General features: G+C 46.8%; 20 protein-coding genes and 2 tRNA genes. 6 read left to right on the top strand and 16 right to left on the bottom strand.

Annotated elements, in window-relative coordinates; all coding sequences use genetic code 11:
• Positions 1 to 36: 36 nt before the first annotated feature.
• Together M1125_01095 and rsmA are read right to left on the bottom strand one after the other, a co-directional pair.
• Entirely contained in the window at positions 37 to 6,144 is a 6,108-nt protein-coding gene (locus M1125_01095; GenBank protein ID MCL5404422.1) for a hypothetical protein, read from the bottom strand.
• Positions 6,145 to 6,241: 97 nt separating this feature from the next.
• Complete coding sequence (rsmA, locus tag M1125_01090) at positions 6,242 to 7,048, bottom strand: 16S rRNA (adenine(1518)-N(6)/adenine(1519)-N(6))-dimethyltransferase RsmA (GenBank protein ID MCL5404421.1); 807 nt, start codon at positions 7,046 to 7,048, stop codon at positions 6,242 to 6,244.
• Positions 7,049 to 7,102: 54 nt separating this feature from the next.
• On the opposite strand from rsmA, the gene M1125_01085 reads away from it, so the two are divergent.
• A tRNA-Thr gene (locus M1125_01085) sits at positions 7,103 to 7,176 on the top strand.
• A 54-nt stretch (positions 7,177 to 7,230) separates the two neighbouring features.
• Entirely contained in the window at positions 7,231 to 8,268 is a 1,038-nt protein-coding gene (locus tag M1125_01080; protein MCL5404420.1) for a hypothetical protein, read from the top strand.
• Positions 8,269 to 8,289: 21 nt separating this feature from the next.
• On the opposite strand, the gene M1125_01075 is transcribed toward M1125_01080, so the two are convergent.
• The 10 genes from M1125_01075 to tadA are packed head-to-tail and all read right to left on the bottom strand — an operon-like array spanning position 8,290 to position 14,571.
• Positions 8,290 to 8,622, bottom strand: a complete 333-nt coding sequence (locus tag M1125_01075; GenBank protein ID MCL5404419.1) for a hypothetical protein — start codon at positions 8,620 to 8,622, stop codon at positions 8,290 to 8,292.
• A 1-nt stretch (position 8,623) separates the two neighbouring features.
• Positions 8,624 to 9,007: a hypothetical protein gene (locus M1125_01070; GenBank protein ID MCL5404418.1), complete on the bottom strand. Its 384-nt coding sequence runs from the start codon at positions 9,005 to 9,007 to the stop codon at positions 8,624 to 8,626.
• A 10-nt stretch (positions 9,008 to 9,017) separates the two neighbouring features.
• On the bottom strand, positions 9,018 to 10,319 hold the full coding sequence (locus M1125_01065) for a hypothetical protein (GenBank protein ID MCL5404417.1): 1,302 nt from the start codon (positions 10,317 to 10,319) through the stop codon (positions 9,018 to 9,020).
• Positions 10,320 to 10,682 (bottom strand): hypothetical protein, encoded by a 363-nt coding sequence (locus M1125_01060; protein MCL5404416.1) that lies wholly within the window; start codon positions 10,680 to 10,682, stop codon positions 10,320 to 10,322.
• A gap of 9 nt (positions 10,683 to 10,691) precedes the next feature.
• Entirely contained in the window at positions 10,692 to 10,880 is a 189-nt protein-coding gene (locus tag M1125_01055) for a hypothetical protein (GenBank protein MCL5404415.1), read from the bottom strand.
• Positions 10,877 to 11,266, bottom strand: coding sequence for a hypothetical protein (locus M1125_01050; GenBank protein ID MCL5404414.1), 390 nt, complete (start codon positions 11,264 to 11,266; stop codon positions 10,877 to 10,879). The genes M1125_01055 and M1125_01050 overlap by 4 nt, the downstream gene beginning before the upstream one ends.
• Entirely contained in the window at positions 11,267 to 11,503 is a 237-nt protein-coding gene (locus tag M1125_01045) for a hypothetical protein (GenBank protein MCL5404413.1), read from the bottom strand. It abuts the gene before it with no gap.
• Positions 11,504 to 11,512: 9 nt separating this feature from the next.
• Complete coding sequence (locus M1125_01040; protein MCL5404412.1) at positions 11,513 to 12,328, bottom strand: hypothetical protein; 816 nt, start codon at positions 12,326 to 12,328, stop codon at positions 11,513 to 11,515.
• A gap of 10 nt (positions 12,329 to 12,338) precedes the next feature.
• Complete coding sequence (locus M1125_01035) at positions 12,339 to 13,082, bottom strand: hypothetical protein (GenBank protein MCL5404411.1); 744 nt, start codon at positions 13,080 to 13,082, stop codon at positions 12,339 to 12,341.
• A 1-nt stretch (position 13,083) separates the two neighbouring features.
• Positions 13,084 to 14,571: a Flp pilus assembly complex ATPase component TadA gene (gene tadA, locus M1125_01030; protein ID MCL5404410.1), complete on the bottom strand. Its 1,488-nt coding sequence runs from the start codon at positions 14,569 to 14,571 to the stop codon at positions 13,084 to 13,086.
• Between the two features lie 160 nt (positions 14,572 to 14,731).
• Here tadA and M1125_01025 point away from each other — a divergent pair, with 160 nt between their 5' ends.
• Positions 14,732 to 15,058 (top strand): hypothetical protein, encoded by a 327-nt coding sequence (locus M1125_01025; protein MCL5404409.1) that lies wholly within the window; start codon positions 14,732 to 14,734, stop codon positions 15,056 to 15,058.
• A gap of 11 nt (positions 15,059 to 15,069) precedes the next feature.
• Here the strand turns inward: M1125_01025 and M1125_01020 are convergent, their stop codons facing one another.
• Positions 15,070 to 16,842, bottom strand: a complete 1,773-nt coding sequence (locus M1125_01020; protein MCL5404408.1) for an ATP-dependent DNA ligase — start codon at positions 16,840 to 16,842, stop codon at positions 15,070 to 15,072.
• A gap of 44 nt (positions 16,843 to 16,886) precedes the next feature.
• A complete protein-coding gene (locus tag M1125_01015; protein MCL5404407.1) occupies positions 16,887 to 19,880 on the bottom strand; it encodes a right-handed parallel beta-helix repeat-containing protein in 2,994 nt (997 codons plus the stop codon).
• 162 nt (positions 19,881 to 20,042) lie between these two features.
• On the opposite strand from M1125_01015, the gene M1125_01010 reads away from it, so the two are divergent.
• Positions 20,043 to 20,139: transfer RNA gene (locus M1125_01010), tRNA-Thr, on the top strand.
• A gap of 90 nt (positions 20,140 to 20,229) precedes the next feature.
• On the opposite strand, the gene M1125_01005 is transcribed toward M1125_01010, so the two are convergent.
• Both M1125_01005 and M1125_01000 read right to left on the bottom strand, forming a co-directional pair.
• Positions 20,230 to 20,484, bottom strand: coding sequence for a hypothetical protein (locus tag M1125_01005; GenBank protein ID MCL5404406.1), 255 nt, complete (start codon positions 20,482 to 20,484; stop codon positions 20,230 to 20,232).
• A 6-nt stretch (positions 20,485 to 20,490) separates the two neighbouring features.
• The gene (locus M1125_01000; protein ID MCL5404405.1) at positions 20,491 to 20,967 is read right to left on the bottom strand and encodes a hypothetical protein; all 477 of its coding nucleotides are present in this window, start codon (positions 20,965 to 20,967) and stop codon (positions 20,491 to 20,493) included.
• 581 nt (positions 20,968 to 21,548) lie between these two features.
• On the opposite strand from M1125_01000, the gene M1125_00995 reads away from it, so the two are divergent.
• Both M1125_00995 and M1125_00990 read left to right on the top strand, forming a co-directional pair.
• Positions 21,549 to 22,271 carry a hypothetical protein gene (locus M1125_00995; GenBank protein MCL5404404.1) on the top strand — a complete coding sequence of 241 codons (723 nt, stop codon included), beginning with the start codon at positions 21,549 to 21,551 and terminating at the stop codon, positions 22,269 to 22,271.
• Positions 22,272 to 22,361: 90 nt separating this feature from the next.
• On the top strand, positions 22,362 to 23,375 hold the full coding sequence (locus M1125_00990; protein MCL5404403.1) for a histidinol-phosphate aminotransferase family protein: 1,014 nt from the start codon (positions 22,362 to 22,364) through the stop codon (positions 23,373 to 23,375).

Here is a 23,375-nt window from a genome sequence, read left to right as displayed (position 1 = left end):
TCTCCAGTATTATATTAGCGTTTTTAATATAAATACCTATTTGTTGGCCCTTTTTCTTTTGCTGCGGTAAGCTTTTGGGCTGAAATACATGTATGCCATTATGCCGGCTATTGCCAGTGCGGTTATTACAAGGCTTATGTCTCCAAAGCTAAGGAAGTAGCTGCCTGTGTCGAACGATACGGCAGTCAGGTTTGGCGCATTCGTATAATTATACTCGAATGTTTTTATAGGAGAGGGTATGCCATACAGCGGGCCGTAGAATTCTTCACAATAGCTTTCAGGGAGCCCGAAAGCTTCGCATGAGTGGATGGCACTTATGTACGCGTCATATGTAGATGAGGGGACTGAAAGGCTCAATACCGAGCCGGTTATGGGATACTGGTTATATATCTGTGGCTCAGGATACGGGCCGCCGAAATATGCAGCCTTGAGCGTGGCAGCCCCTGTGCCGCACACATTTATTGTATTTGTAGAAAATGCTCCGTTAGCATTTGTAGTTACTATCGCCGCGAGGCCAAGCTGGGATGTAAGGGAACCGCTTCCGTTGAGGAAGTCTGGCTGGCAGTATCTCCAATAGCTTGTTATCTCGTTGGCGGCCTCATAGCCTGGCGGCACTACAGCAGGCAGGCCGTTGTAGCCGTAAATATTGCAGTTTATCGGCACTGATACATTCAGCAGGCTCTGCTTTGGAGGCAGGGCGCAATCGCCGCTTGAATTATACTGGGTGTGGAAGGTTATCGTGTTTGCCTCGCTGGCGCCTATTGGGCCCTGTATATATTCGCTCAATGGATTTGCGAGTGTGCAGTTCTCCCCTGGATTTATTCCAAACGCGCAATTTTGGTCATATTCGTAATATTTTTCTTCTTCGCTTATGGTTGTGCCTGGCTGGTAAGTCTTATTGAAATAATTAAATTGGGTATCGTAGTAAAGGTATATGTCTGAGCCCGCAGGCAGCGGGGAATACGTCTGCGTGTACAAGCCCGTGTAATAGCCTGCAGTCCCGTTTACCTGCAATGTCGTTTCGTTCGGATTGAGTGCGTTGATTATCGGATTGACAGCGAGGTCTATTATTGTAGTGTTTGCAAGGTCAACGTCTACAGGCGCATAGATTGTGTTGTTGAACGCATCCTGGAAGTCGTACAGGAGCCTGTTGTAGCCCAAGGCTTGAGGGTCATTGAACAGCGTCAGCCCGATTGTGTCAAGATACTTAAAGAAGCTGTACTGCTGCAGTATGTTTGTATAGCTTTCTACAGTTGCATTTGAATAGCTCAATAGATTGTTGCCTGTGAATACATTGCTTGTTGTTATCATATTTGATCCGTAAATCGGCAATGCCAATGCGTTTGCGGTGGCTATCTGCTCTATTGCAAAGCCGTTATATGTAAATGGCGGGTTTTTGAAATTGGGGTTGCTGACGCTTTGCTCCACAGTATTTAGCTTATAATTGTAGAGCCTCGTCGCGTTTATTATCAGCGGGACGAGTCTCTCGATGCTGTTGTTCACTGATTGGTTTATGTTTATCTGACCGAATAGGCGGTTCGTGAATATGTAATAGCCGATGCTTGGAGGCAATATGAGATCTGCGTCAGACAGATTTGCATTGTAATATGTATTTTTTTGCTGCAGGTAATCCAGATATGTGGGGCCGCCGTCTATAGGTATAACTGAATTTGAAGGCGTTGTAACATTTATTTGAAACGCTGATATGCCGTTATATACAATAGTATTTGAAGCAGGGAATGGATTGGAGCAGCTTGACGGGTTGGAGCGTATGAGCGTCCATGACTTAGATATGGAATAGGTTACATTGTAAGGAAGCAGGGCGTAGCCTCCTAGAGATGTAGTAAGATTTGTAAATAGCGCCTCGTTCGTGAGCTTGGAAAGCGCCGACGGCAGTATTGTATTGCCCGTTATGGAATTGAATGTACCGCTGGTGCCAAGTGTGTTAGACTCCTGGCTGGAGGTCTGCGAGCTCACATAGCTATTGCTTGTATAGGCCCCGGCGCCGTTTGGAAACAGGGACTGTGCCAGTATATCTGCATCGTAATATGTAGCGGCTGCACCTTCGCCGAAGACAAACTTGGACGAGCTTGGCGCTGCAGCAAACGGCGGATATATTTCCGATATATAATTGTTGTTTGTGCAGGAATTCTGCTTATCTGGGGTTACATTTAGCAAGCAGCTGTATGGTGCATATGCTCCAAGCGATATTTTTGTATAGTTTATTATGTCAGGCCTAAAGCGCAGGAATTCTGTGTACACCCCTTGGCAGTCGCCTGCAGCAAAGGCAAACAGTGTGCAGCCTGCAAATCCAAAAGAGCTGAATGAAGGGCTCAGCTGAAGATCGTGCGACACCATATAAACAGTGCCATTGTAGTCCATATAGAAGCCAGTCTGGTTTTCAGGGCCGGAAAGGCCATGGCTGTTTATGAGAGGCCCTATCGGGTAGTAGCCCTTGTAGCTTATGCCGTCGCTCGGGCCATATGTGCATGACTGTATGCAGTAAGAAACGTATTTGCCGTTGCCGATGGATATGTTAGCTGAAATGGGCCATCCATACGGCGGGTTTGACAAAGCTGCGCTTGAACTTCCAACGTTGTAATTTATGCTGGAGCCCAGACTAGAGTTTAGGATCATGTCATCGTATGCCGCCGGGTCTATTTCAACCTGCGTGCCATTCGGGAAGAATACCCGGAGCATCCATATGCTGGATGTGAAGCCGTTAACTGTGAATGTCCAGTTGTCTACCACATACAGCAGGTCGCCATAGTCGAATATTGCAATCGGATGGTGGTTTGAATTTGTATCCATTACATTGGCCTGATTTGCATAAGCCTGCGCTATCTGGCTGCTGCCGAATGGGCCGCCGTGCGCCAAGTACGATGTTATGTTTAGGCCGTACGACACATTTGAGTAAGAGAGGCTTATATTCCTTACATACTGAAGGGTATTTGATGAAAACATCGGTATGTTTGGGTATGTGTTGTTTGACAGGTACAAGAATTGCCCGCCTGCAGTAGAAGCAAGGTATTGCGGCAACGGGAAGCCCGCATCTGAAGTCTCCTCGGCAGTTACATACGTACCATTTGAAAATGATGCTACGAGCTCAAGCTTGTTGTTGAGGCCTGTATCAACGCCGGCCAGGAACTTGTCATCTGCATAATCTGTAGCCATTGAGGTAGGTATGAATTTCTGGACGGCTGCAGCACCCTTGTCTATTATGCAATGGAATGACCATGAGAAGCACACCTTGCTTGTGGAAGACGTAATTGGAGTGACGTTTGTGACGTAGAAGTTCTGCGACTGCTCTATCAAGGCTGCTGACCAATATGTTTTCCATGCATTATCCCAAACATCGTTAGATGTATACAGGGTATTTGTAACAAAGTTTGGCTGTAGATTGGTAAGATTGTAATAACCTGCAGGTATGAACCTTGTCGTAAATAATATTGAATCGGTTGTGCTTGTAAAAAAGCCGTTCTTTGTTGTATGGTTCAATATGTATACATAATCGTTTGGGGCTGAGAGGACGAAAGAAGGTGAGCCCACATAACCCTCCTTGAAACCGCCAACGGTCTTGCCGAATAATGTATTTGCAATGCTTCCAACTATGCTTGTAGCACCAGATTGCTGCGAAGAATTGAGGGATGATATAAAATGTATGTCTGGATTGTCGAAAGCCGAATTGGATGGCGTTTCTACCTCGGATAGCGGAAACTCGGCAAGATAACTGCCACTGCTGTTATCCACAGTCGCAAAAAATCCCGAACCTGTATGCAACGCGAATGGGTCTAGGGAATTCGGATCCAAGTAGTTTGTAGGACTGTACATGTCGAATGATTCGTTCAGGTACTGTGCCCTGCCATTGATATCGCTTGTAGTTGCAGGAGTGCTGAAATTGTATAGGAAGTATGGCAATAAATTAACGCTGTTAAATGTGACAACAGACTGTGGTATTGCATAAACATAGAAATTGCTCGCAAAGCCGAAATCCTTAGAGCTAGCATTCGCAACTAAGTAATCGTCAACAAACGCAGGGTCGTTGGTCGTATACACATATGAGTTGCCGCCGCATTCATAAGCTGGCAGTAATGGATTGCAGCCTGCACCTCCACCTGAGTCCTTATTATTATTGTAAAAGAATCTTGCGTTGTTTGTGACAACATTCAAGCTGTATGGTGTAAGGGCGCTGCATTCACCACCGCCATAAACCCCTCCGTCATAAAACAGGTATACTCCACAGCCTGACAACGGGCCGCCGTTGGTATTTTGCGGGCTTGGCTTTGCAGTATTGGCTTCTGCAACGGTATTATTTGGAAACTGTATCCTGGTAGGCAGGTATGATGTGAGCTGAACAGGCACTGGCATGTTATGATTGCTTATTCCGTCAAATTTGACGCCTTCGCTGAACGTATAGTAGTAAGTGCAAGAGTCAGACTGATTTACGTATTTCAAGTCATTAAAAGATGAGCCTGGCTTTGGGAATTCCCTGACCCTTTGCGTAAGCTGCTGGGCGTTTGAAGGCTTGAAGTTGCTGAAATTTGCGAATACGATGTTCCATGTCCATGCGCCTGCCTCTTCCTGGGTCGGCAGCTGGTTGAATAGATACGCTTGCGAATCGTATGCGTTCGATATTACTGCATTCCCAGATATCGGCAAGTCTGCTTGGCCAAGGAAGCCGAGATTCTGGATTGTTATTATCCCAGGATCATATACAGAGAATGTAGTAGTTGAGTTTGCTATCGTGTTCTCGGTCCATGAAACAACAGTGTTTATTGTAAAAATAGTGTTGAGCGAGCCATCACTTGCCAGGCATCTGTCACCCCCTATGAACGAGTTGTTGTTTGTTTCGAAATACTCGGTAGTATTAAGCACGTTAGGGGCTAATGGGCAGGTAAGAAGCCATTGTGCGCTCTCGTTTGTATAAGCTATCTCATTTGCAGTTACCGGGCTGTTTTCCGATTGCGATGTTACAGTCGCCAATGAGCCCTCTCCGCCATAATCATTTTGCGCAGATGTTGTTATTGAGGTGGTTGTCACAAAAACGCAATAGCCATCAGTCTGGCTGTATGAATCGCCAGCGCCGGTGCAGCCGCTATAAGCCTTTTGTATAGCAAAATTTGATATTATCACAGAGCCTTCTGTGCCTGGGTCGCCGTTTTCACATGGGGGGTTTGATTCTGGGCTTGCCGTTCCGTTAAATGCGGTTACTGACGAATACGAATCGCCTTCATTGCCTGCGCGCAGTATTCCAGGCTCTACAGTTATATTTACTACGCCACCGCCACCGCCACCAGCGCCACCGCAATAGCTACTAGATGAAAGCGCGCCGCCGTTGCCGCCGTTTGCATATATTGTTCCAAGCACCACGTAGTTCGGATTTTCTGTTGTTATGTTCAATTTTATATAGCCACCGCCACCGCCAGCGCCAGGCCATGGCACACCGCCAGCGCCTGGCGAGCCTGATGCGTTTATTATATTATTGTTTATAAAGCGATCCGCATATATCATGATATAGCCGCCCCCTTTGCCGCCGTTGCTGCCACCTCCGAGGTAAGCACCGCCGCCTCCGCCGCCGCCGCTAAAGTTTGCACCGTCAGACTCTAATGCGTTTGCTTCATAATACCCGTATGCATTCGGACCTCCACCACCACTGCCGCCGTTCCCCCAGCAACCCCCTAAACACCCAGATTGATGGTTTCCTGCCCCACCATCACCTCCATAATCCAAGTATGTGTAAGAGCCTGCATTATTCCCATTCTGGGCTGTTCCACTAGAAGCATCAGAATATGCAGCACCGCCTGCTCCGCCATCAAGGTTTTCGACCACTCCGTTGTTGACGAATTCGTCTATTGCATATATGGCAAAGCCGTTGGTTGAAAGCGTAACGCCGCTCGGTATTATAACGTAGTTTGCACACACGTCAGAAGTTAGCGTGGTAGAGCTTGAGGGCTCGTACGTGTTCTGCTGTGCCACGCCTGAAGGGCAGCTGAATGTTGCGACCATCGGCACAGGGGTTATCACATTTTGCGCCTGAACGCTTGCAGCAGCGCTGAATGCATAATTTGGGAAAAGGCCAACAAGCATTGCGATTGCAGCAAAGGCAACTGCAAGCTGCAATACACGCCCGGAACTGTACGCCATCGGTTTCACTATACGCATATTGCAATTATAAATTATTTAAATGTATATAGTCTTGCAAAGGCAGTGCTGCGCCCCTAAAATTTCATGCTTAAGCATGCTATCCGCTAATGCCGATTGCTTCGAGTATTTCGGATGCGGAATCCGCAAGCTCATTTGGGGTAAGGGTGAATACGCGCTTCTCCTTGCGGCTTAGCGATTCTGCCAATGCCCTTGCTTTTGAATCGCTTAGGGAAAGAGCTGCTGAGGAGTCAATTAGCGCATTGCGCAGCAGCTTTTTCTTGTGCTCCATCAAAAGCGCTATTACCGTTAATTCCTGCTTGCCAAGCACATTTTCCGTCACTGGCTTAAGATAGACTATGCTGGAGTCTACTTTTGGCACCGGATAGAAATTGTTCCTTGGCACATCCATCATCCTGTATGCCTTAAAAGAAAGCTGCGTGGTCACGCTTAGCCTGGAATACTTCTTTGACCCAGGCTCTGCCAGCATGTGCTCTACGAATTCTTTTTGAAGGCAGAGCAGCGCTTCCATGCCGTTGCTTGTGAGCCATGATACCGTCTTGCTTGAAAGGTTGTAAGGTATATTCGATACCAGTATGTCAGGGTTGCTGAAGCTTTCAGGCGCAAGCTTGAAAAAGTCCCCGTGGATCAGGCTTAGATTTTTGAATTCGAGGCTCGTAGACAGCAGCTCAAAAAGCCTTTTGTCTTTCTCTACGGCAGTTACGGCTTTTGAAACCATGCATAGCTGCCTTGTAAGCACGCCGAATCCTGGGCCTATCTCTAGCGCATGCTTCCCGATTGCGTATTGCGCTTCTGATGCGGCTATATCCTCGTTTACTAGGAAGTTCTGGCCTAGCTTTTTCAAAGCCCTGAATTCCTTTATTCGCTTCTTGAATTCATCGTCCATTTCCAACAATAGGGATTTATAACATTTCATATAAAAAGGCTATTGCATGCTTCCGCCTCAGTAGCTCAGCATGGTAGAGCGTCTGCATGGTAAGCAGAAGGTCGAGGGTTCAAATCCCTCTTGAGGCTTCTTAAGCTACCGTAAGAGTATTTAAGCATTTCTTATGTATATTATTGATGTACATGGATTTTGAAGAAATGCAGAAAAACCAGAATAAAGAAGAACCTATTTCTGTAAATCCGTTCGAGCGTGGAGAGATAAGGACAGACTATCGCACAGGGCTGAAATCCGTTTTCGCTGTTTCTAGGAAAAACAGGCCAGTAGATTATGTGACCAGCGAAGCGATAGAAGACAAGGGAAGGGAATACTGCCCTTTTGAGCCAGAAAAATACGAGCTTAACAAGACATTTTTTGAGATAGGCAACCCTTGCAGGGTCAGGGTCATCTACAACAAGTATCCGCAATTGGACTGCAGCGCTGTGCAAGCTCACGAAAGCAATGACATATTCGAAAGATTTTCCTATTACGGCTTTAGCCTTGTGATAATAGATTCGAGGGAGCACGAGCAGAGATTCGAGCAATTTAATGCAAATAACATTAGGGACCTTGCCGACGCGATATTAGAGGCAGAAAGAAGGGTGTACACGAACGACGGGATAGATTTCGTTTATCTGAATAAGAACTTTGGAAGAAAAAGCAGCGGAACGCTATCGCATTCCCATTGGCAGACATTGGGCTACGGCTATGCTGATATTCCTGAGATTGTCAGGCTCAGGCTCAAAAAAACATTAGAATTTAGGGAAAAGCGCGGTCAGTGCCTGCTCGAGTATGCTGCTGGTGCAGAGACGCAGAGAAAGCTACTGGAGAACAGCAGCGCAATTGCATTCGCGCCTTTTGCGCAGCTCTACACTGGCGAATCCGTGGTAATGCCCAAAAGGCATGTGAGCATGCTAAGCGAATTGGAAAGCGATGAGCTTTCTGGAATGCTGTCGGCATGCAAGGAAATCGTAGCTGCGAACGACGAATATTTCGGAGCTCACGCATACAACATACTGGGCTACAGCCTAAGGAAAGAGCATGCATTCCACGCATGCATAGAAATAGTCCCAAGGGTGTCTGAGATCGGGCCTATGCAGATGGCAGGATATTACGGCAGCAGCATAACGCCTGAGGAATATTCCAGAAGCATAAGGAGCATTATCAGCCAAAGGCATGAGTAATCTGCAGCTTGTGCCTGAGCTTTAGCCGCTATCCTTTCCCATGCTTATTCTTAGGACTGCATATCGGTAAGGCCTGCTAATGCTTCTGACGACCAGATACCCTCCTGCGTATGTAAGATTGACGCCGTCTATCGAAGAGGCATTAACCAGCATCGCATATGCTGTGCCAGGGTTGCTGCTTCCGGACAGCGCATATCTTGACATCAGGGCGAATGATTGCACGAGCCCGGAGTTCTCATAAGAAATGTACGCATTAGCGAGCGCAGCATGAGAAGCCGACATCTGGCCCATAACGGCTGCAAAGCCCAGTATTATTATGGAAGTTGCGATTATGCACATGCCGAATAATGACATTTTAACCACATACGCTTACGCAGGCATAGGAAGGCGTTAGGTTGTAAGCCACAACCGCACAGTATACATAATTGCTTGGGCAGACTGTGCTGCTTCCAAAATCCGAATGCCTGCCGTTGTAAGAAACCTGCATTGACTGTATGTCGTATGCCTTTACGAATGCCGCTGCTATGTATTCGCATTCGGCTGAAAAGTTCCCTGAGCTTATGCATTTGCCCAAGCTTGCATTTCTCGAAGCGAAAAGCGAGAACGCATATGCTGCATCTCTATGCACCCCATGCACTTGCATCCCGGAATAGAGGCTTGCTGCATACATGAAAGATGCTGCTGCGCCAAGTATTGCAATTGATATCATCGCCTCGATGAGTGCGGCCTGTGCTTTCATTGCTAAACGCCTAGTTTATCCTTATTTCTGATCCAATGTAATTCAGCTCCTGCAAGCTTCCGGAATAGTTGAATATCGTGACTGAAATGTTGTAGAATTGGAATGGCTCAGAAGGCTCGCAATAGTAGTATGCTGTGCTGCCCTGCTTCCGCATATTACAGCCGGTTGAGTTTGCCAGAGATGCGCTTTCCGCCATGCTGGCAAGCGAAAGGTTGTAGTAGTGCATGAGCTTCGATATGGATGCTTGTGCGGACCCGGAATCTGAATTGTTGTAATACGACAGTACGCTTGATAGCTGCTGCTGTGCGCCTTCATAATCTGAATATGGAGTATAGCCAATCGCGTATGCCCCGCTCTTGTTCAGCAGCAGTGCTGCTGGCGGCAACTGGCTTGTGCCGTATATCCCATGGCCCATTTCCACTGTGCCGATTTCTGCACCGTTTAGCATTAACTCTGATTTGCTCGAAGAATTAGTCAGCACCGCTTCCATTGCAGCGCCGGAATAGTTTATCTCAACTGTGATGTTGAAAACGTAGCGTGGCGCGCCTACAAGGCTTGCGATGGAACTGTGTGTTGGGCTGGAATACAAGCAGTATGTTGCAGTTGGCACCTGCGCGTTGCTATAATAGCATCCTGAGGAGAACTGCCAGAAGTACCACGATGCGTTTTGGCATTGGTCCTGTATTGGAAGCTGGTCGCCCCAGAAGTTGAGCGCGCTGCAGTGCGACGTTTCAGAAATCACGCTTATGGCTGTTGCATTCGATATGTTGTAGGCCAGGTATTCTGACGATGGTATGATGCGCGCTTCGATTGCGGCAGTCTGCGATGAAACGGCAGGCTTACTGCCTTGCACTGAGAAATTGAAGCTGATGGTCTTTGACATAATGCTGTTGCCGTAACCGGCAGTTACGGTAAACATTATTTCGCCTCTGAGTGCGTTGGATGGGCGAAACTGGAATGGGAAAACTGCCATTCTGTTCAGCGCAGGTGCGCTAAAGCTGTATTCAGGCATTGTTGCGTTGGTTGCGTTTGCCGTAGCAATTATATGATTCAAACCTGTTGATGAAACGAAGAGCACGCCTGAAGAATTCGAATGCTGGCTTGCATTGCTGCTGGCTAAGATATAAGCTGAAATGCTTATGTTATGCTGCACTGCCTGCCCTGGCGAAATGTCATTGCCTTTGTAGGCAGATTCTATTGCTCCGGAAAGCGATGCATGCACCTGCATGAAATAAGCTACGCTGACTGTAGAGAGGGCGCCTATTGCAGCCAGTATTATTACAAATTCTATTGATGTCTGTGCGTTTGCCATCTAATCCACCCGCATTATGTAAGCAATGCCGTTTACAGGAATTATTGCGCATTCCCCAAGCGATGAGTTATCGCAGTAGCCAGAAATGCTTTTAACGCTGCCAAGGCTTGCAATCCCAAGCTCGGTTGAATTGCCGTATATTGATGCCACTGATTGGGCATTGTGCGAAAATGCATAGAACGACGCCTCTCCCAGAGCGATCCCAATTTCAATCTGGTTTTCTGCATACGAGGACTGCGACGATTCTGCAGAGATGTAGGAGAGCGCATACGTTACGAAAAGCACCAGCGCGGCAATAGCTAGCAGCGATGCGATTATGTATTCAATCCCTGTTGCCATGCCTTTGCTGCTAGCTGCTTCCACATGCAACACCTATGTATAATTGCCAGCCGACTGGCTTTGCCCTGCCGCAGCTGCTGATCCGCTTGCAGAGGAGCTTGCCTGCGAAGCAAATATGCCAGCCACATGTAGACCGTATATGCCTATGCCAAGCAGCATGCCGCAGAGCGCGACGGCCAGCACGAGCTGGACAATGAAGTCTAACGACAGCTGTGCAATCATGGACTAGCACCCAGGCGATACGTACCGTTGAGCATGTACTGCAGATGCAGGTCCTCCACCCTGCCGCTATAATCGCATACGCTCTTCCCAATGCTTATGTCTGCGCCCAGCTGCGTCAGGCTCCCGTTGCACAGGATCGAGCTGTGCGCAGGCGAGCACGAGCATATCGACTTGGGCACGTATGCGTAAAACATAGAATCTGCATAGCCTATGCTTGAATCTATGTCAATGGCCAGGTTTTGCATCTCCGATTCACCTATTGATTTGTGGTATCTTGCGGCAATGCCGTTTGCAGCATACAGCGACCCTGCAAGGGCGGCAAGGCTTATGCTGACATATATCAGGAACTCTATGCTAAGCTGCGCTTTGCCATGTGAGCCGGGCATTTAGCTCGCCTTTGTTATATTTTCCATCTCAGTCTTCAGCGTAGAGATCACGCTGCCGTTCGTACCGTTGAAGAATGTATGCAATGCCGCGCCTTTCAGCTGCGTTATCATTGCCAAGGCCACTACGATTACTATGCTGACAGCCGACAGCATCATTAGGTATTCGATTGAGCTTTGGCCCCTGACTGATTTTGCAATGCTCAGCATTGCCCTGATTTCTGCAGTATATGTTCCCATTTTATCACCTCAAACAGCAAATGACGAAAGCATGTATGCAACTTTCATGCAGATAGCCCCTATGCATGCCCATTGTGCTATGCTTGCAGCCAATCCAACCATGCCGATCCCAGGCTTCCAAAGGGTTATGGAATCGGCCAGCAGCACATAGGCAATGAATATCGCAAACATTGGCGCGAATGCAATGCCGGCAGAATGGCCGACACTGAGCCATGAAGCATTTAGTATATTCATGGTTATGCCTGCAAAAGATGGAAAGAATAGGTTTATGCCTGCAAGGGACATTGCATTGGAGTTTGCGATTTGCGGTGCTATTTTTGACGCAAATGATTCATTTTCGGACTCTCTCCTGGCAAATTCGTAGACAAGCGGAGCCGGGTCTATGCCTTTATCGAATGCATATGCCAAGAGCGTGCCTGCCTGCGCTGCGTGACTTGCAGGCGATGCAAAAGCATCGTCCTTGAGCAATTGCACATTGCCGGTAAGGGCGTACCTTTTAAGCGCATGCCCTAGCTTCGAATATGAAAGCACCTCCATCGGCATTTCCTTTGCCAGCACGCTTGCAAAACTTTTCCCAGGGCTGATGCGCGAGGCTCTTGAAAGGGCCTTTATGAATACTGACCTGGAAGACGCTTCGCGGCGCCTGGAGAGTGATTTAAATGCCTGTGGAACTGCCCCTGCAACGAACAATGGGATTGCTGCAAATACGCTCCAAAGCAGCAATGCCATTGCTGCGGAAAAGGCTGCGATGCTCGCCACGTCTACAGCTTTTGGCGCTATGCCTGCAGCAGGTATGCGTGCTGCACTTTTCACTTTTGCAGCCATATTTGCAATTTTATGCAGCATATGACGATATCACCCTTAGCTTTGACACGACTGCCAGATAAAGCAATGGAATTATCAGCACCATCACGGCGAAGACGGCAGCAAGCATGCTGTCAGTGCCAACCATGATTGAGTATCCAACGAAACCAAAAAGCACGAACGAAGGCACCACTGTAGAGAGCACATTCTGCAGCGTGGTGTACTTATTTATTCCACTGGCTGCCGACTCTGCCCTTGAAGAGATTAGAAATGCAGTCATGTCGCGGCAGCTGGATAGCGCTTTCACTTCGTCCAAGCCCTCATTGTAGTATTCGCCAGCCTTTGCCAGCATTGACACGGCTTCAGAGCCAGCGCATTCGCATGTGCGTATCTGCGAAAGCACAGCCGAGCCGAACTCCTGGTAGCTGAGCCTGCGCAGGATGTTATTGAATAGGGCGCTTAGCTCGCTGCCTTCCCTTGTTGCGCTCATCGACTCTGAAATAGCCTCTGACATTGTGCAGCCGCTTGAATGCTCCTTTGCCAAAGCGGATTCTATGATTCCTGAGAGGCCTTTTAGGCTAGAGATGTTGAGCAAGCTTCTGCTCGACTGCTTTGCTATGCGTATTGAGAAAACTGCGCACAGGAATGCCATAAGCGCTATCAGCGCATAGTATCTGCCCAGAATAATGTAAGACGCAAGATAGGCTGATGCTGCAAGTATCGCAGCAAGCGCAATTGCATATGCAAGCTCCGCATAAGACTGTTTTTGTTTCATCCTATGACCAGTAGTCAGTTATCTGTTTTTCAAGAGTGCTTGGATCACGCTTCATTGCTTCTTTTATGAACTTTGCCCTCTTGACGAATTCAGCGAGCGCTTCTGTTGGAGAAATGCCGTTCTTAATAGCGTATCTTATTATGGCCTTTGAACGCTTCAGCGCGGATTTGTCAAAAGTTGCATGGTCGAATTGGCGCTTTATCTCAACTTTAGACTGAGCTGTGCCTGGGTCTATTTCTGCCCTCTGCAGCCAGAAGTAGTCGTCTATGGCTGCAAGGCGCCTGGAAAGGTTTTCCCCGATCTCCATAAAGATAACTATGTCAAGGTTGGCAATCAGCTCCTCATCGACCGACATGGGCTTTGACTGGAGGCGCGCAATGACGCTAAGGCCGCTCGAATTTGAATGCATCGTGGCCATGAAGGGCACTCCAGTATTTGAGCCAAAAAATACGTCTTTGGCCTCACTGCCCCTTATTTCGCCTATTACTAGCCTATCAGGACGGAGGCGAAGAGCGTTGGCTACTTGCTCCTGGAATCCAACCCTGCCTGATTTCTTACCTATCAAGTACACTGCGTTTGTGAAATTGCTCTGGAAGTCTACTTCGTTAGCTTCTTCCTCTATAGATACGATGCGCTCATACCTAGGCATAAAACTCTTCAGGGCGTTCATCAGCGTAGTTTTCCCAGAAGCTGGAGCGCCTGAAATCAGAACGTTGAGGCCAGCTTCTATCGCAATCCATATGTATGCAGCCTGCACATCGTTTACAGTGTTGTTTTTCAAAAGAGATGCAATGCCTAAGCCCTTTGTATGCGCTATGCGTATAGACGCCATTATGCCGTTTGCAGAGTACGGCTGCGTTTGCGCATGCATCCTTGCGTCAAGCGCCACTCTGGCATCTACCACAGGGTTTGCATCGTTTAATTCCTTGTCGGCTGCAGAAAGCATCCTGTTTATGTTGAACCTGGCATTTGCCTCTGAATTGAACTTCATGTTCGTAATGCAAAAGCCGTATTTCGAATGGTATACGCAGATGTTTGACGTAGGGCCGTTCACCACTATCTCTTCAATGTTTTCCTTGTCCTCCAGGATAAGGCTTAGCGGGCCGTAGCCGAAAACATCGTGTGCGACAGCTTTTGCCAGCACGGTGGAGCTTAGCCCGGCATACTTTTCTGCTATCCCTGCCGCCTCCTTTATAAACGAGGCGTTCTTGAAGGCTTCTCCTGGCGAAGATATTGCATTACTGACGGCCATTTCAACTAGATGCTCCTTGGCCTTCATCATGCCTATTTTGTCAGCTTCCCTAACGCTTCCGGCATTTATTGCATAGATGTTGGCTTTAGCCCTCTTCCCAATAACCCTGTCATCCATTGGATTTTCATAGGCAGTATCAGGATAGTCTTCAGTGAATGAGAACGTCATTTTATATGACAGGTACGACTGGCTGCCAGGCTCGGGCTTCCGGAACTGCTTGAGCATTTTTAGAAACATATTATCCATGATATTTTATTAAAGTAAATATTTATATACTTTTGTATAAGACATCCGAATCTGGCCTGATTCCTGCTGCAGCAATGGGTGTTATGGGCTTTGGCGGGCAATTTGCGAATAAATGGCAAATATATATAAATCTTTTACAAAAAGAATTATTATGGTAAAAAAAGAAAAGCAACGGGATGCGATTTGGGCTTTAAGAAAGGCAATAAGCAGGCCGAATTATGCAGTCATGGACCTATTGTTCCAGAAGTCGCCTAGGACGACCAAGGAGATCTATTCCATGCTTGAAAAGAAGTTTACCAGGAAGACCCTCATCATCTCGCTTAGGGAGCTTTCCCTTGACTTGAATGTCATACAGCCTACGCACATAAGGATTTCAAGCGGCTACAGCCTTGGGTACAAGCTCAATCCGAAGGTAAAGGATATAATAAAAGGCCTGCAAAAGTTCTCCAAGACCATAGAGACTGCAAGGGCAGTATGATCTGCGGTTGACTATTCAGGCACCCTGACCTTTTTCTGCTGCTTAAAGAGCTCTATTATCTCTTTCGTCGTTGTTGCATCTGCAGGGCCTTTGTCCGACCGTATCGCCTCGTCCCCGGCCAGCCTCGGAAACCTGAGGGCATAGCCGGTCTCGATTCCGTTCTCGTCCTTTGACATGCCGCAGGTGTGCGTGGGCGATTTCGTTATTTCGTCTGCACGCACAGTGATTACATACTTCGGGTATACCCAAAAGTCTGGCTCTATAATTGCGCTGACGCGCGCAGGCTTGGACTGCACGCGTATCTTTTCGAGCGTTTCGCTCAGCTCCTGCATCTGTTTTTCGGTGAAGCCAGTGCCTATCTTCGAAACAGATTCAAACATGTCTGTTTTGTCGTTGTACACTGCGCACAGCAGGCCTCCAAAGCCGAATTGCGTCCTGGAGCCCTTCCCCCTGTAATAGCCTATTATTACAAGGTCCAGCGTATCCGACAGCTCGCCCTTGTAGCTGCGCTTGAGCTTTATCCAGGAGAATTTCCTTGCGCCAGCTATGTACTGGGCGTTAAGGTCCTTTGCAACAATGCCTTCAAGGCCGTTTTCTATTGAGGATTCGAAAAATTTCTCGAGCTCCTTGGCCGAAGAGGTTACTATCCTGTTTGAAGTGCCTATCACATTCCCGTTGGAAGTTAGCGACTCTAGCTTTGCCCTCCTGGCGCTATACGGCTCGCCCATGTAGTCCTTGCCTTCCAGGTACAGCAAGTCGAATGCCATCAGCTTCAGCGGCAGCTCCTCGCTCTTCTCAGAAATCCCGTGCTTGCGCTTGCGCTGTATAGTTTCCTGGAATGGCATGAATTCGTTCGTAACATCGTTGAATGCAAGCGCTTCGCCCTCGAATATGGCCTTTTCCGCCTTGATCTCGTGCTGCACTGCAGTGACAAGGTCCGGGAACATGCTAGTTGTTTCTTCAAGCCTTCTGGAATATATCTTGACGCGTTTCCCGTCCTTGTGAATCTGGCACCTGAAACCGTCATATTTCTGCTCCGCAGCGCATTTGCCGCCCATCTTTTCTAGTATCTTTTCAACGGTGGGCAGTCGCTCCGCCAAGGCTGGCCTTATGGGCTTGAAAAGCGTTACGCTTAGCGATTTGATGGCCTTTATGCCGTTGCTCTTTAGCTCCTTTGCAACAACGCCCAGGTCGCTGCAAATGTTATATGCGCGCTCAAGGTCTTCCTTGAGCTTGCGCTCGCCACTTTCCATTACCGAAAGCGCCTCCAGCATCGTTGCGTCCCCAAGCCCAAGTCGCAGCTGCCCGAGCGGATACCTTACAATGTATCTTGCCTCTATTGGCGAAGCCTGTGCTATCATTGAAGCTAGCATGCGTATCTTCTGGTCCTTGCTGCCCTTGCCTGATGCCTGCGCAATCTTGAACATCGCCCCATAGACTTCGGTAACCGAAAGCTTCGAGCTGGACATGCGCTTTAGCTTTGATTCCCCGACTAGCTTTTCTGCTGCGCTGCCCAAGTCCCCAAGCTTCCTGAAGGAATTCTCAACCTCTTGCTTGCTGAAGCCTGAAGCTATGGCTATGGCTTCCTCGGCCATCTTTTCCGCTACGCCAAACTCGATTCCTTCAAACGGAGGCGCAAGAACGCCCTGCGTCATATATACTATCTTGTCTATTTCGTCCTTCGTTGAGCTTTTGAATATTGACGACATTACCTCTATCATTTCTAGCCTTGAGGATATGCCTTCTAGCCTTTCATAATAAGATGCCAATTCCGAAAACAACATTCTATCTGTTTAATTTGCCTAGAAAATTATAAATTAGTTAGGAGTTATTTAAGCCAATTGCAGTTATCTGCTGAGGAATACGAAATTCCGCCTGCGTCGGAGTTTGCAGTGCTTGATTGGGATGACAATAGGCATTCCATCCCATATATTATTCCGTTAAACATATCGTCCTTGTATAAGCCGCCTGTAGAGTTTGAAATCGTAGCGCCTATTCCAGTGCCGGGCTCCGACAAGTCGTGTATCATATTTAAAGAAGTAGAACTTTGAATGTCATAAGCCAGCTCAGAAGTCACGCTGGTGTTTTCCACGCTGCCATCTGACGAACTGAATATGGCCACGCCTATGGGGGTGCCGTTTATGCTGACGTTGTCTATGCCGAAATTCTTGCTTGCAGAAACATGGATCCCGTAACCTGTGAAGGATGAATTTGGCGGGATATAGCTGGAACCTATGACATCGTTTATCACCTGCACGCTTGAATTCGATATTGATATTGGCGTGGTGAAGCCCTTGAGGTAGCAGTTTTCGATGACGTCATCTTTAACATTCTTGAATGACGCAAAAGTGCCGCCGTTCGTAGCTATTATGGTATGGCCATTGCAATTTATCGTTGTTGCGTTTGAATACACTCCGTAGCAGAGCGCTCCTAGGCCGTATGCCGCATCAGATGAGATTGAATATGTGGTTGGGGAGAAGAACGCATTGCACTCCAAAGGCGGCGCATTTGTTTGGATTGCTGCAAGCCAGTGGCAGCCATGCGTCGTAACCCCGTAGTTCACTCCGCCATTTTCGGCATTTATGCCTGAATTGCCGTTTGAGCAGTAGTAATCAGAAAGCTTATTGCCCAGCATCTTGTTGTACATTACCATATTATTGTTGGACGAGCCGTTAAGCACCAAGCCATAGTCGTTTGAAGACTCGTTGTTGGATTCCAAGGTATTGTTGACAGAATTTACCAGCGCTATTCCGGCGCCGGGGCCGCTCATTATAAGGTTGTTGCCAACATAGTTTGAAGCAGAGTTGGAAAGCAGCACACTGTACTGCGAACCGGAATAAATGCTGTTGCTTATTGAACTTCCGGATGAATCATTCAGCACAACAGAATACGTATCGTCGCTAAACGAATCGTTCATAAGCGTGGAATTCGTAACCCTTGACATATAAACCCCGTATTTTGCGAAATCCACCCCACAGCCATCTATTTTTATGCCGCTCATGTTTGAGGCGTAGATCCCATAGCCTGAGCCCTTGTAGGTTTCATATATCTTGTAGCCATTGCATGAAAGGTTGACATTGCTCGCATTTATTATTATGCATTCAGGGCTTGCTGCGCCTATATCGTTCTGCAGGGTGTAGTTGCCGCTGCGTGAAATCTGCGTGCATGAGCCTATCGGATAGTATTTAAGCTCTGGCTTCACGTGTGTAGTGCATGTCGCCCATATGGCATCAGTAACTCCGCATGAGGTTGCTGCTATGTAGTCATAGCTCGCGTTTATCGAGTTGTTTGTGGCATAAATGTCCATAACACGGTTGTTACCTGCTACCCCGTGCTCGAACAGGTTGCCTATCGCAGAATCCACGTATATGCCATATGAATCCTTTGACATGTTGAAAGAGCTTAGGGTGTCTAGGGTGGATGAATAAATGTATGTCCCATAGGTATTGTGCGTGGATGTTGCATTCTCGATCTTGTTTTTATTTGAATTTGACAGGTATATCCCATATCCAGAACCTGAAACTGTGGCGTTTGACACTGATGAGCTATTCACATTGTCAAACTCAATGCCGTATTCAGATTTTGATACGTTGCAATCTGCTATAGAGATTGCATTCGTGCCGTTTGAATATATTGCTGCACCGTTCTGCACATCTGTTATGCTGTGGCCGCCGCAGTAAAGGTTCACGTCAGGCACGCTTATGCTTATGCAGTTCTGGTTTTTGGTATAATTTGCATAGGCGTATGTCAATGGAGATGAATACGAAGATCCGTTAATGTTCTTTGACAGATAGTAATTGCCAGGGCTGCTTATCAGTCCGCATGTTGCTATCTCGTGCCCCAACCTTATCTGTGTTATGTTCACTGGCGCGTTTATGCCTCCGCACGTGCTGACAAAAAGGCAGCCGTAATTATTCGTGCATCTGTTCTGCAGGCCCGAGCTTGCAGTCTGGAATCCTGCGGCACCTGAGCAGTAGAATGACGCAGGCGTGCCGTTTATATAATTGTAATCTACGGTCTGGCCGTTAGCGTATATTTTTATACCTACCTTTGCGTTGTCAGTTACTGTATTGTTAAGTATGCTGTTGTTGTACGAGTTCATGCCTATAAGCAGGGCTCCCTGCGCACTTGATGCGCCGGATAGGATATTGAAGGATATCTGCGATTTGGATGTGCCGTTAAGCTTTATGTTTGACATGGTGTTGTCCGAAACGTTGCTGTGCTGAACGCTTATGCCTGACGAATTTAGCGCAGCGATGCCGTATGAAAAGGAGCTTATCCTGCAGTTGCTTATCGTTACGTTGCTCCTGCCATTTATGTAGACTCCGTAGCTGTAGGGCGTTGTATTGCTGTACGGTCCTGAACCTGTAATTGATCGGCCATTGCATATGAGCGCAACGTTGCTTGAATTTATTACAATGCACGGTGCATCAGTTACCTTCGTTGCTATGTTTCCAGAGGGATAATAGCTGCCAGGCGCGTTTATGCTTTCGCACGAATCAAACGAATATACGTTCTGCTTTATTGTAGTTGTATACACCGTAGTTGCCGGAGCAGGCTTGCTGGTTACGTGAAGCGCTATTACCACTGCGATGATTATTACAACCGCTATTATTGCATATTTCAGGATATTCGAAGGTATTGGCTGCTTTTTATTTTTTGCCTTAGAAGAAGCTATTTCAGGCTTTGGTGGCTGCACAGGTCTTTCAGGAGTTACGTTTATTTTGTACCCTTGTGGCTGGGGATTAGGCGAATATGCAGCACCGCCGCTGTTGTTAATGCCATTGCCGTTGTTTATGCCATTGGAAGGTCCAGTTTCCATGTAAACGTCTCCTTGCAGCATTAATCTATCAGTGTGTATCCATCGGATTAATAAATAATATACATACTCAGTATTTTTATTACTTTCATTCGCAACTTTATCGGCAATTGCTTTTCCAGCAATATGTATTTATTTTGATTTCTGCATATCTATCTGTTTACTGCCCCAGTAGCTCAGTGGTAGAGCGCCTGTCTCGTAAACCCTGTAGGCGCAGGGCCGTGGAAACAGGAGGCCGAGGGTTCAACTCCCTCTTGGGGCTCTTAACCCATAGTAAGGAACCCTTATAAAAAACTAAAGAAAGCCAAAGGCAACATAGCACTTAAAGAAAAGGATCCGCTACTATATGAATTTATACAGGACTTGATGGAGGAGGTGGAGGGGGAGTAATGTTATCTGGTTTAGATTTAATCCCTATCTGGCTATATATGATATAACCAATTATAGCACCGATAACTACTATTGCTACAAGGTAAATAGTAAAGAACAAAAATGTCAGGTGGTATATTCCTATTCCTGCAATAATATAACCAGATACAATTCCACCCAATACCGCAACAAAATATCGTTTAATAAATTCATCCCACTTTTCAGCGTTAATCTTCATAATAATTTACCTATTTCTGTTAGCAAGCCATCTAGCACCCTTAGGGTATGCTAAAATCAGTCCTATGGCAATCAATACTGCACCTATAAGTATGCCAACTAAATCCCAGAATATGCCAGAGAATAAGAAGGTAAAGTTGGAGGTGCTTATCGTTTTATGGTAGCTAGTTATGTAAGCATTATACGATAAAGCAAGGATAACTATCGCTATGATGATGAGAACAAGGCCTGTAATCTGTCTAATCTTTCCCGATGCGTCACCGTTATGTATACTAGTGTGAGTCGAATGTTTTGATTCTTTAGGTGGGAATCGTATTATCTTACCATTATTGATAAGTTCTTTATCATGCTTTTTATTCCAAGCCCCAGTATATGCTGGGCACGGGTGACCATCTGTTCTATTCCAATCATCAACATATTTTTTGTATTTTATCGGATCAGATTCTCTCAAGCCTGTTAAATTCCAAGCCTCTCTAGCTGACATTACAAGTATCGGGTCACTGTGTTCTTTGCAGAATGTCTTTTTACAATACATACATCCAGCGACAGCTTTATTACGGCAATTATTCATGCTACAAATGTTATATTTCGGTGAAGGCAGCTTCTCCAAATATCTCACCGCTAATTCAATATTGTATCGCTTTATTAAATAGTTTATTATTTATCTAATTTATAGTATACAATAGGCAAGGGTATGAGCAACTGGAAGTTTTGGTTAGTTTTAATTAGTCTGATAATCGCGACTGGCTTCCTTGGATTTTTGTCTTTTATAAGTGCTTTATTTTTTGGCATCGATTTTAGCACGTTAACTGTTGTTGTGCTATTTATCCTAGGTTTATACGTTATAATTAAAGTAAGCATAATAAGAAAGCATGAATCTAAACATATCAAGGGCGATAACCATTAATAAACGGCGGGTTCCTTATCGACAAGAGAGCACTCTCTTGGGGCTTATTGAATTACGCTCAGCAGACAGTTTTAATGCTTGCATTCATGCTAAAATAGCTTGGCCGATCAAAACATGGTATTCTATAAATAATCTGGCAGGTTATTTGGTATGATGCAATGAAGGGCTACATCGGGCATACGCTGAAGGGGCTTGAATACGCGCTGATATTTGCAGCCCTCTATGCGATTGTATCGGCAGCAGAGGGCAGTTGCAGTGCCCCGATAACCAGCAATGTCTTCCTATTCGCCACATCACCGTTCAACCCTATAGAGAATTGTGCACTGCTCGTTGAAGGGCATCCCGCTTTTATGGAGCTTGTCGTGAATTTCTTGCTTGTTGCGATGCTCGTATTCGCTGCGGGCTTCTATTTTGACCGCTTCGAAAAGCTTTCAGGGGTGCGCTTCTTTATGCTTTATGTTTTTGCCTCTGGAATAATAACAACGTACATAGCTTCGGCATCTTCTTGGGCTTACATTGCTGCGTATCATGGGGTTAATCTGCATGTAGCTACAGGCACATCCATACTGGGGTTCGACATGTGCCTTTTCTTGGCAGTATTCATGAGCATAGAGCTTTTCTACATGCTAAGTAACAAGAGGGGCAAGCGCGGTATAAGCAGTAGTGGCAGGGGCAGCATCGCGCTATTTGCATATGCCTTCATGATAACTGTGTGGGTCTTAGGCATTGCGGCATATCTGCATAACGGCCTTATACATATTGCAGGGATTCTTGCACTGCCGGTATTTTTCGTTTTGCTCATAGGGCTGGGCCGTACTAGCCTGCCTAGGCTCATGAAAAGCATAAAGAGCCGCTCTCTTGGTTCAGGCCTGCATTTGTAGCTGCAGCTTGTGGGCAACGCACTGCGCACAATGCTTTTAATACTTGCTTGGGATTACATATAATGCCAGTTTGGCAATGGAATACAGCTTATGACAAAGACAAGCATTATTAGGCTTGATTATTCTGGTTCTGCGTACTCTCCGTCCCCAGCAGTGAAGAGGGCTTTGAGCGCCTCTTTGAGGATGGTGAATGCATACCCTTACGAATGGTATGAAGAGCTGAAAAAGGCCATTGCGGATTACAGCAATGTCAAGCCTGAAAACGTACTGCCCACTAACGGGGGAGACGAAGCAATAGGCATGCTGACGTTCCTCTTCGGAAAGCGCGTGCTTATACCTGCACCGACATACGGAGAATATGAGTACATAGCGAAAGGAGCTGGTTCGCAGATCAGGCTGAAGCAGTGCATGGCTGATGGGCGCAATTACGAGCTGCGCTATACTGACAGCGACCTAAGATGGGCTACGCTCACATGGATATGCAACCCAAACAACCCTACTGGCACCATTACTGAAAGGGAAAGGATAGACTCTTTTGTGGAAAAGGCAAAGGGCATAGCAGTGGTTGATGAAGCATACATGGAATTCTGCAATGAGAGCGTTGCGGACCTTATAGGCAAGCACAGGAACCTGATTGTGCTCAGGACGTTCTCAAAGGCCTTCGGGCTTTCCGGCATAAGGCTTGGCTACCTGATTGCAAATGCCGATCTTATACGCAGGTTGAACAATTCTAAGCAGGAATTTAACGTGAACAGGTCTGCAAGGGATGCTGGCATTGCGGCGCTTAAAAGCATGGGCTACTACAGGAGGAAGATTGCAGGCGTGATAAGGGAGCGCGACATCCTGGAGAAAAGGCTCAGCGATGGGGGCGTGTTCACGTTCAAGTCGAACGGCGGTTTCGTGTTCATCAGATTTGAAAGCAATTCAGAAATGAGATATGTCTATTCAGGGCTGAAAAAGAGCAATATAATAGCGTTCATCGCTTCTGACCCGGAATTCAGCGGGCTCCACGGCCCTTACATGCGTGCAGCCATAGGCACCCATTCGCAAATGGTAAAATTCGCGGAACGCTTGCTTGAGCTTGTCGCAGAATACAGGAAGTGA

It is taken from the genome of Candidatus Marsarchaeota archaeon, from assembly GCA_023485295.1.
Classification (GTDB): Archaea; Micrarchaeota; Micrarchaeia; order Micrarchaeales; family Micrarchaeaceae; genus Micrarchaeum_A.
Note: the sequence above shows the minus strand (reverse complement) of the source record. Positions and strands in the feature narration are given on the sequence as shown.

What these genes read in the sequence shown, in the direction of transcription:
- M1125_01095 (MCL5404422.1), bottom strand. Translation starts at nt 6,144, where the DNA reads ATGGCGTACAGTTCCGGGCGTGTATTGCAGCTTGCAGTTGCCTTTGCT.
- rsmA (MCL5404421.1), bottom strand. Translation starts at nt 7,048, where the DNA reads ATGGACGATGAATTCAAGAAGCGAATAAAGGAATTCAGGGCTTTGAAA.
- M1125_01080 (MCL5404420.1), top strand. Translation starts at nt 7,231, where the DNA reads ATGGATTTTGAAGAAATGCAGAAAAACCAGAATAAAGAAGAACCTATT.
- M1125_01075 (MCL5404419.1), bottom strand. Translation starts at nt 8,622, where the DNA reads ATGTCATTATTCGGCATGTGCATAATCGCAACTTCCATAATAATACTG.
- M1125_01070 (MCL5404418.1), bottom strand. Translation starts at nt 9,007, where the DNA reads ATGAAAGCACAGGCCGCACTCATCGAGGCGATGATATCAATTGCAATA.
- M1125_01065 (MCL5404417.1), bottom strand. Translation starts at nt 10,319, where the DNA reads ATGGCAAACGCACAGACATCAATAGAATTTGTAATAATACTGGCTGCA.
- M1125_01055 (MCL5404415.1), bottom strand. Translation starts at nt 10,880, where the DNA reads ATGATTGCACAGCTGTCGTTAGACTTCATTGTCCAGCTCGTGCTGGCC.
- M1125_01050 (MCL5404414.1), bottom strand. Translation starts at nt 11,266, where the DNA reads ATGCCCGGCTCACATGGCAAAGCGCAGCTTAGCATAGAGTTCCTGATA.
- M1125_01045 (MCL5404413.1), bottom strand. Translation starts at nt 11,503, where the DNA reads ATGGGAACATATACTGCAGAAATCAGGGCAATGCTGAGCATTGCAAAA.
- M1125_01040 (MCL5404412.1), bottom strand. Translation starts at nt 12,328, where the DNA reads ATGGCTGCAAAAGTGAAAAGTGCAGCACGCATACCTGCTGCAGGCATA.
- M1125_01035 (MCL5404411.1), bottom strand. Translation starts at nt 13,082, where the DNA reads ATGAAACAAAAACAGTCTTATGCGGAGCTTGCATATGCAATTGCGCTT.
- tadA (MCL5404410.1), bottom strand. Translation starts at nt 14,571, where the DNA reads ATGTTTCTAAAAATGCTCAAGCAGTTCCGGAAGCCCGAGCCTGGCAGC.
- M1125_01025 (MCL5404409.1), top strand. Translation starts at nt 14,732, where the DNA reads ATGGTAAAAAAAGAAAAGCAACGGGATGCGATTTGGGCTTTAAGAAAG.
- M1125_01020 (MCL5404408.1), bottom strand. Translation starts at nt 16,842, where the DNA reads ATGTTGTTTTCGGAATTGGCATCTTATTATGAAAGGCTAGAAGGCATA.
- M1125_01015 (MCL5404407.1), bottom strand. Translation starts at nt 19,880, where the DNA reads ATGGAAACTGGACCTTCCAATGGCATAAACAACGGCAATGGCATTAAC.
- M1125_01005 (MCL5404406.1), bottom strand. Translation starts at nt 20,484, where the DNA reads ATGAAGATTAACGCTGAAAAGTGGGATGAATTTATTAAACGATATTTT.
- M1125_01000 (MCL5404405.1), bottom strand. Translation starts at nt 20,967, where the DNA reads ATGTCAGCTAGAGAGGCTTGGAATTTAACAGGCTTGAGAGAATCTGAT.
- M1125_00995 (MCL5404404.1), top strand. Translation starts at nt 21,549, where the DNA reads ATGAAGGGCTACATCGGGCATACGCTGAAGGGGCTTGAATACGCGCTG.
- M1125_00990 (MCL5404403.1), top strand. Translation starts at nt 22,362, where the DNA reads ATGACAAAGACAAGCATTATTAGGCTTGATTATTCTGGTTCTGCGTAC.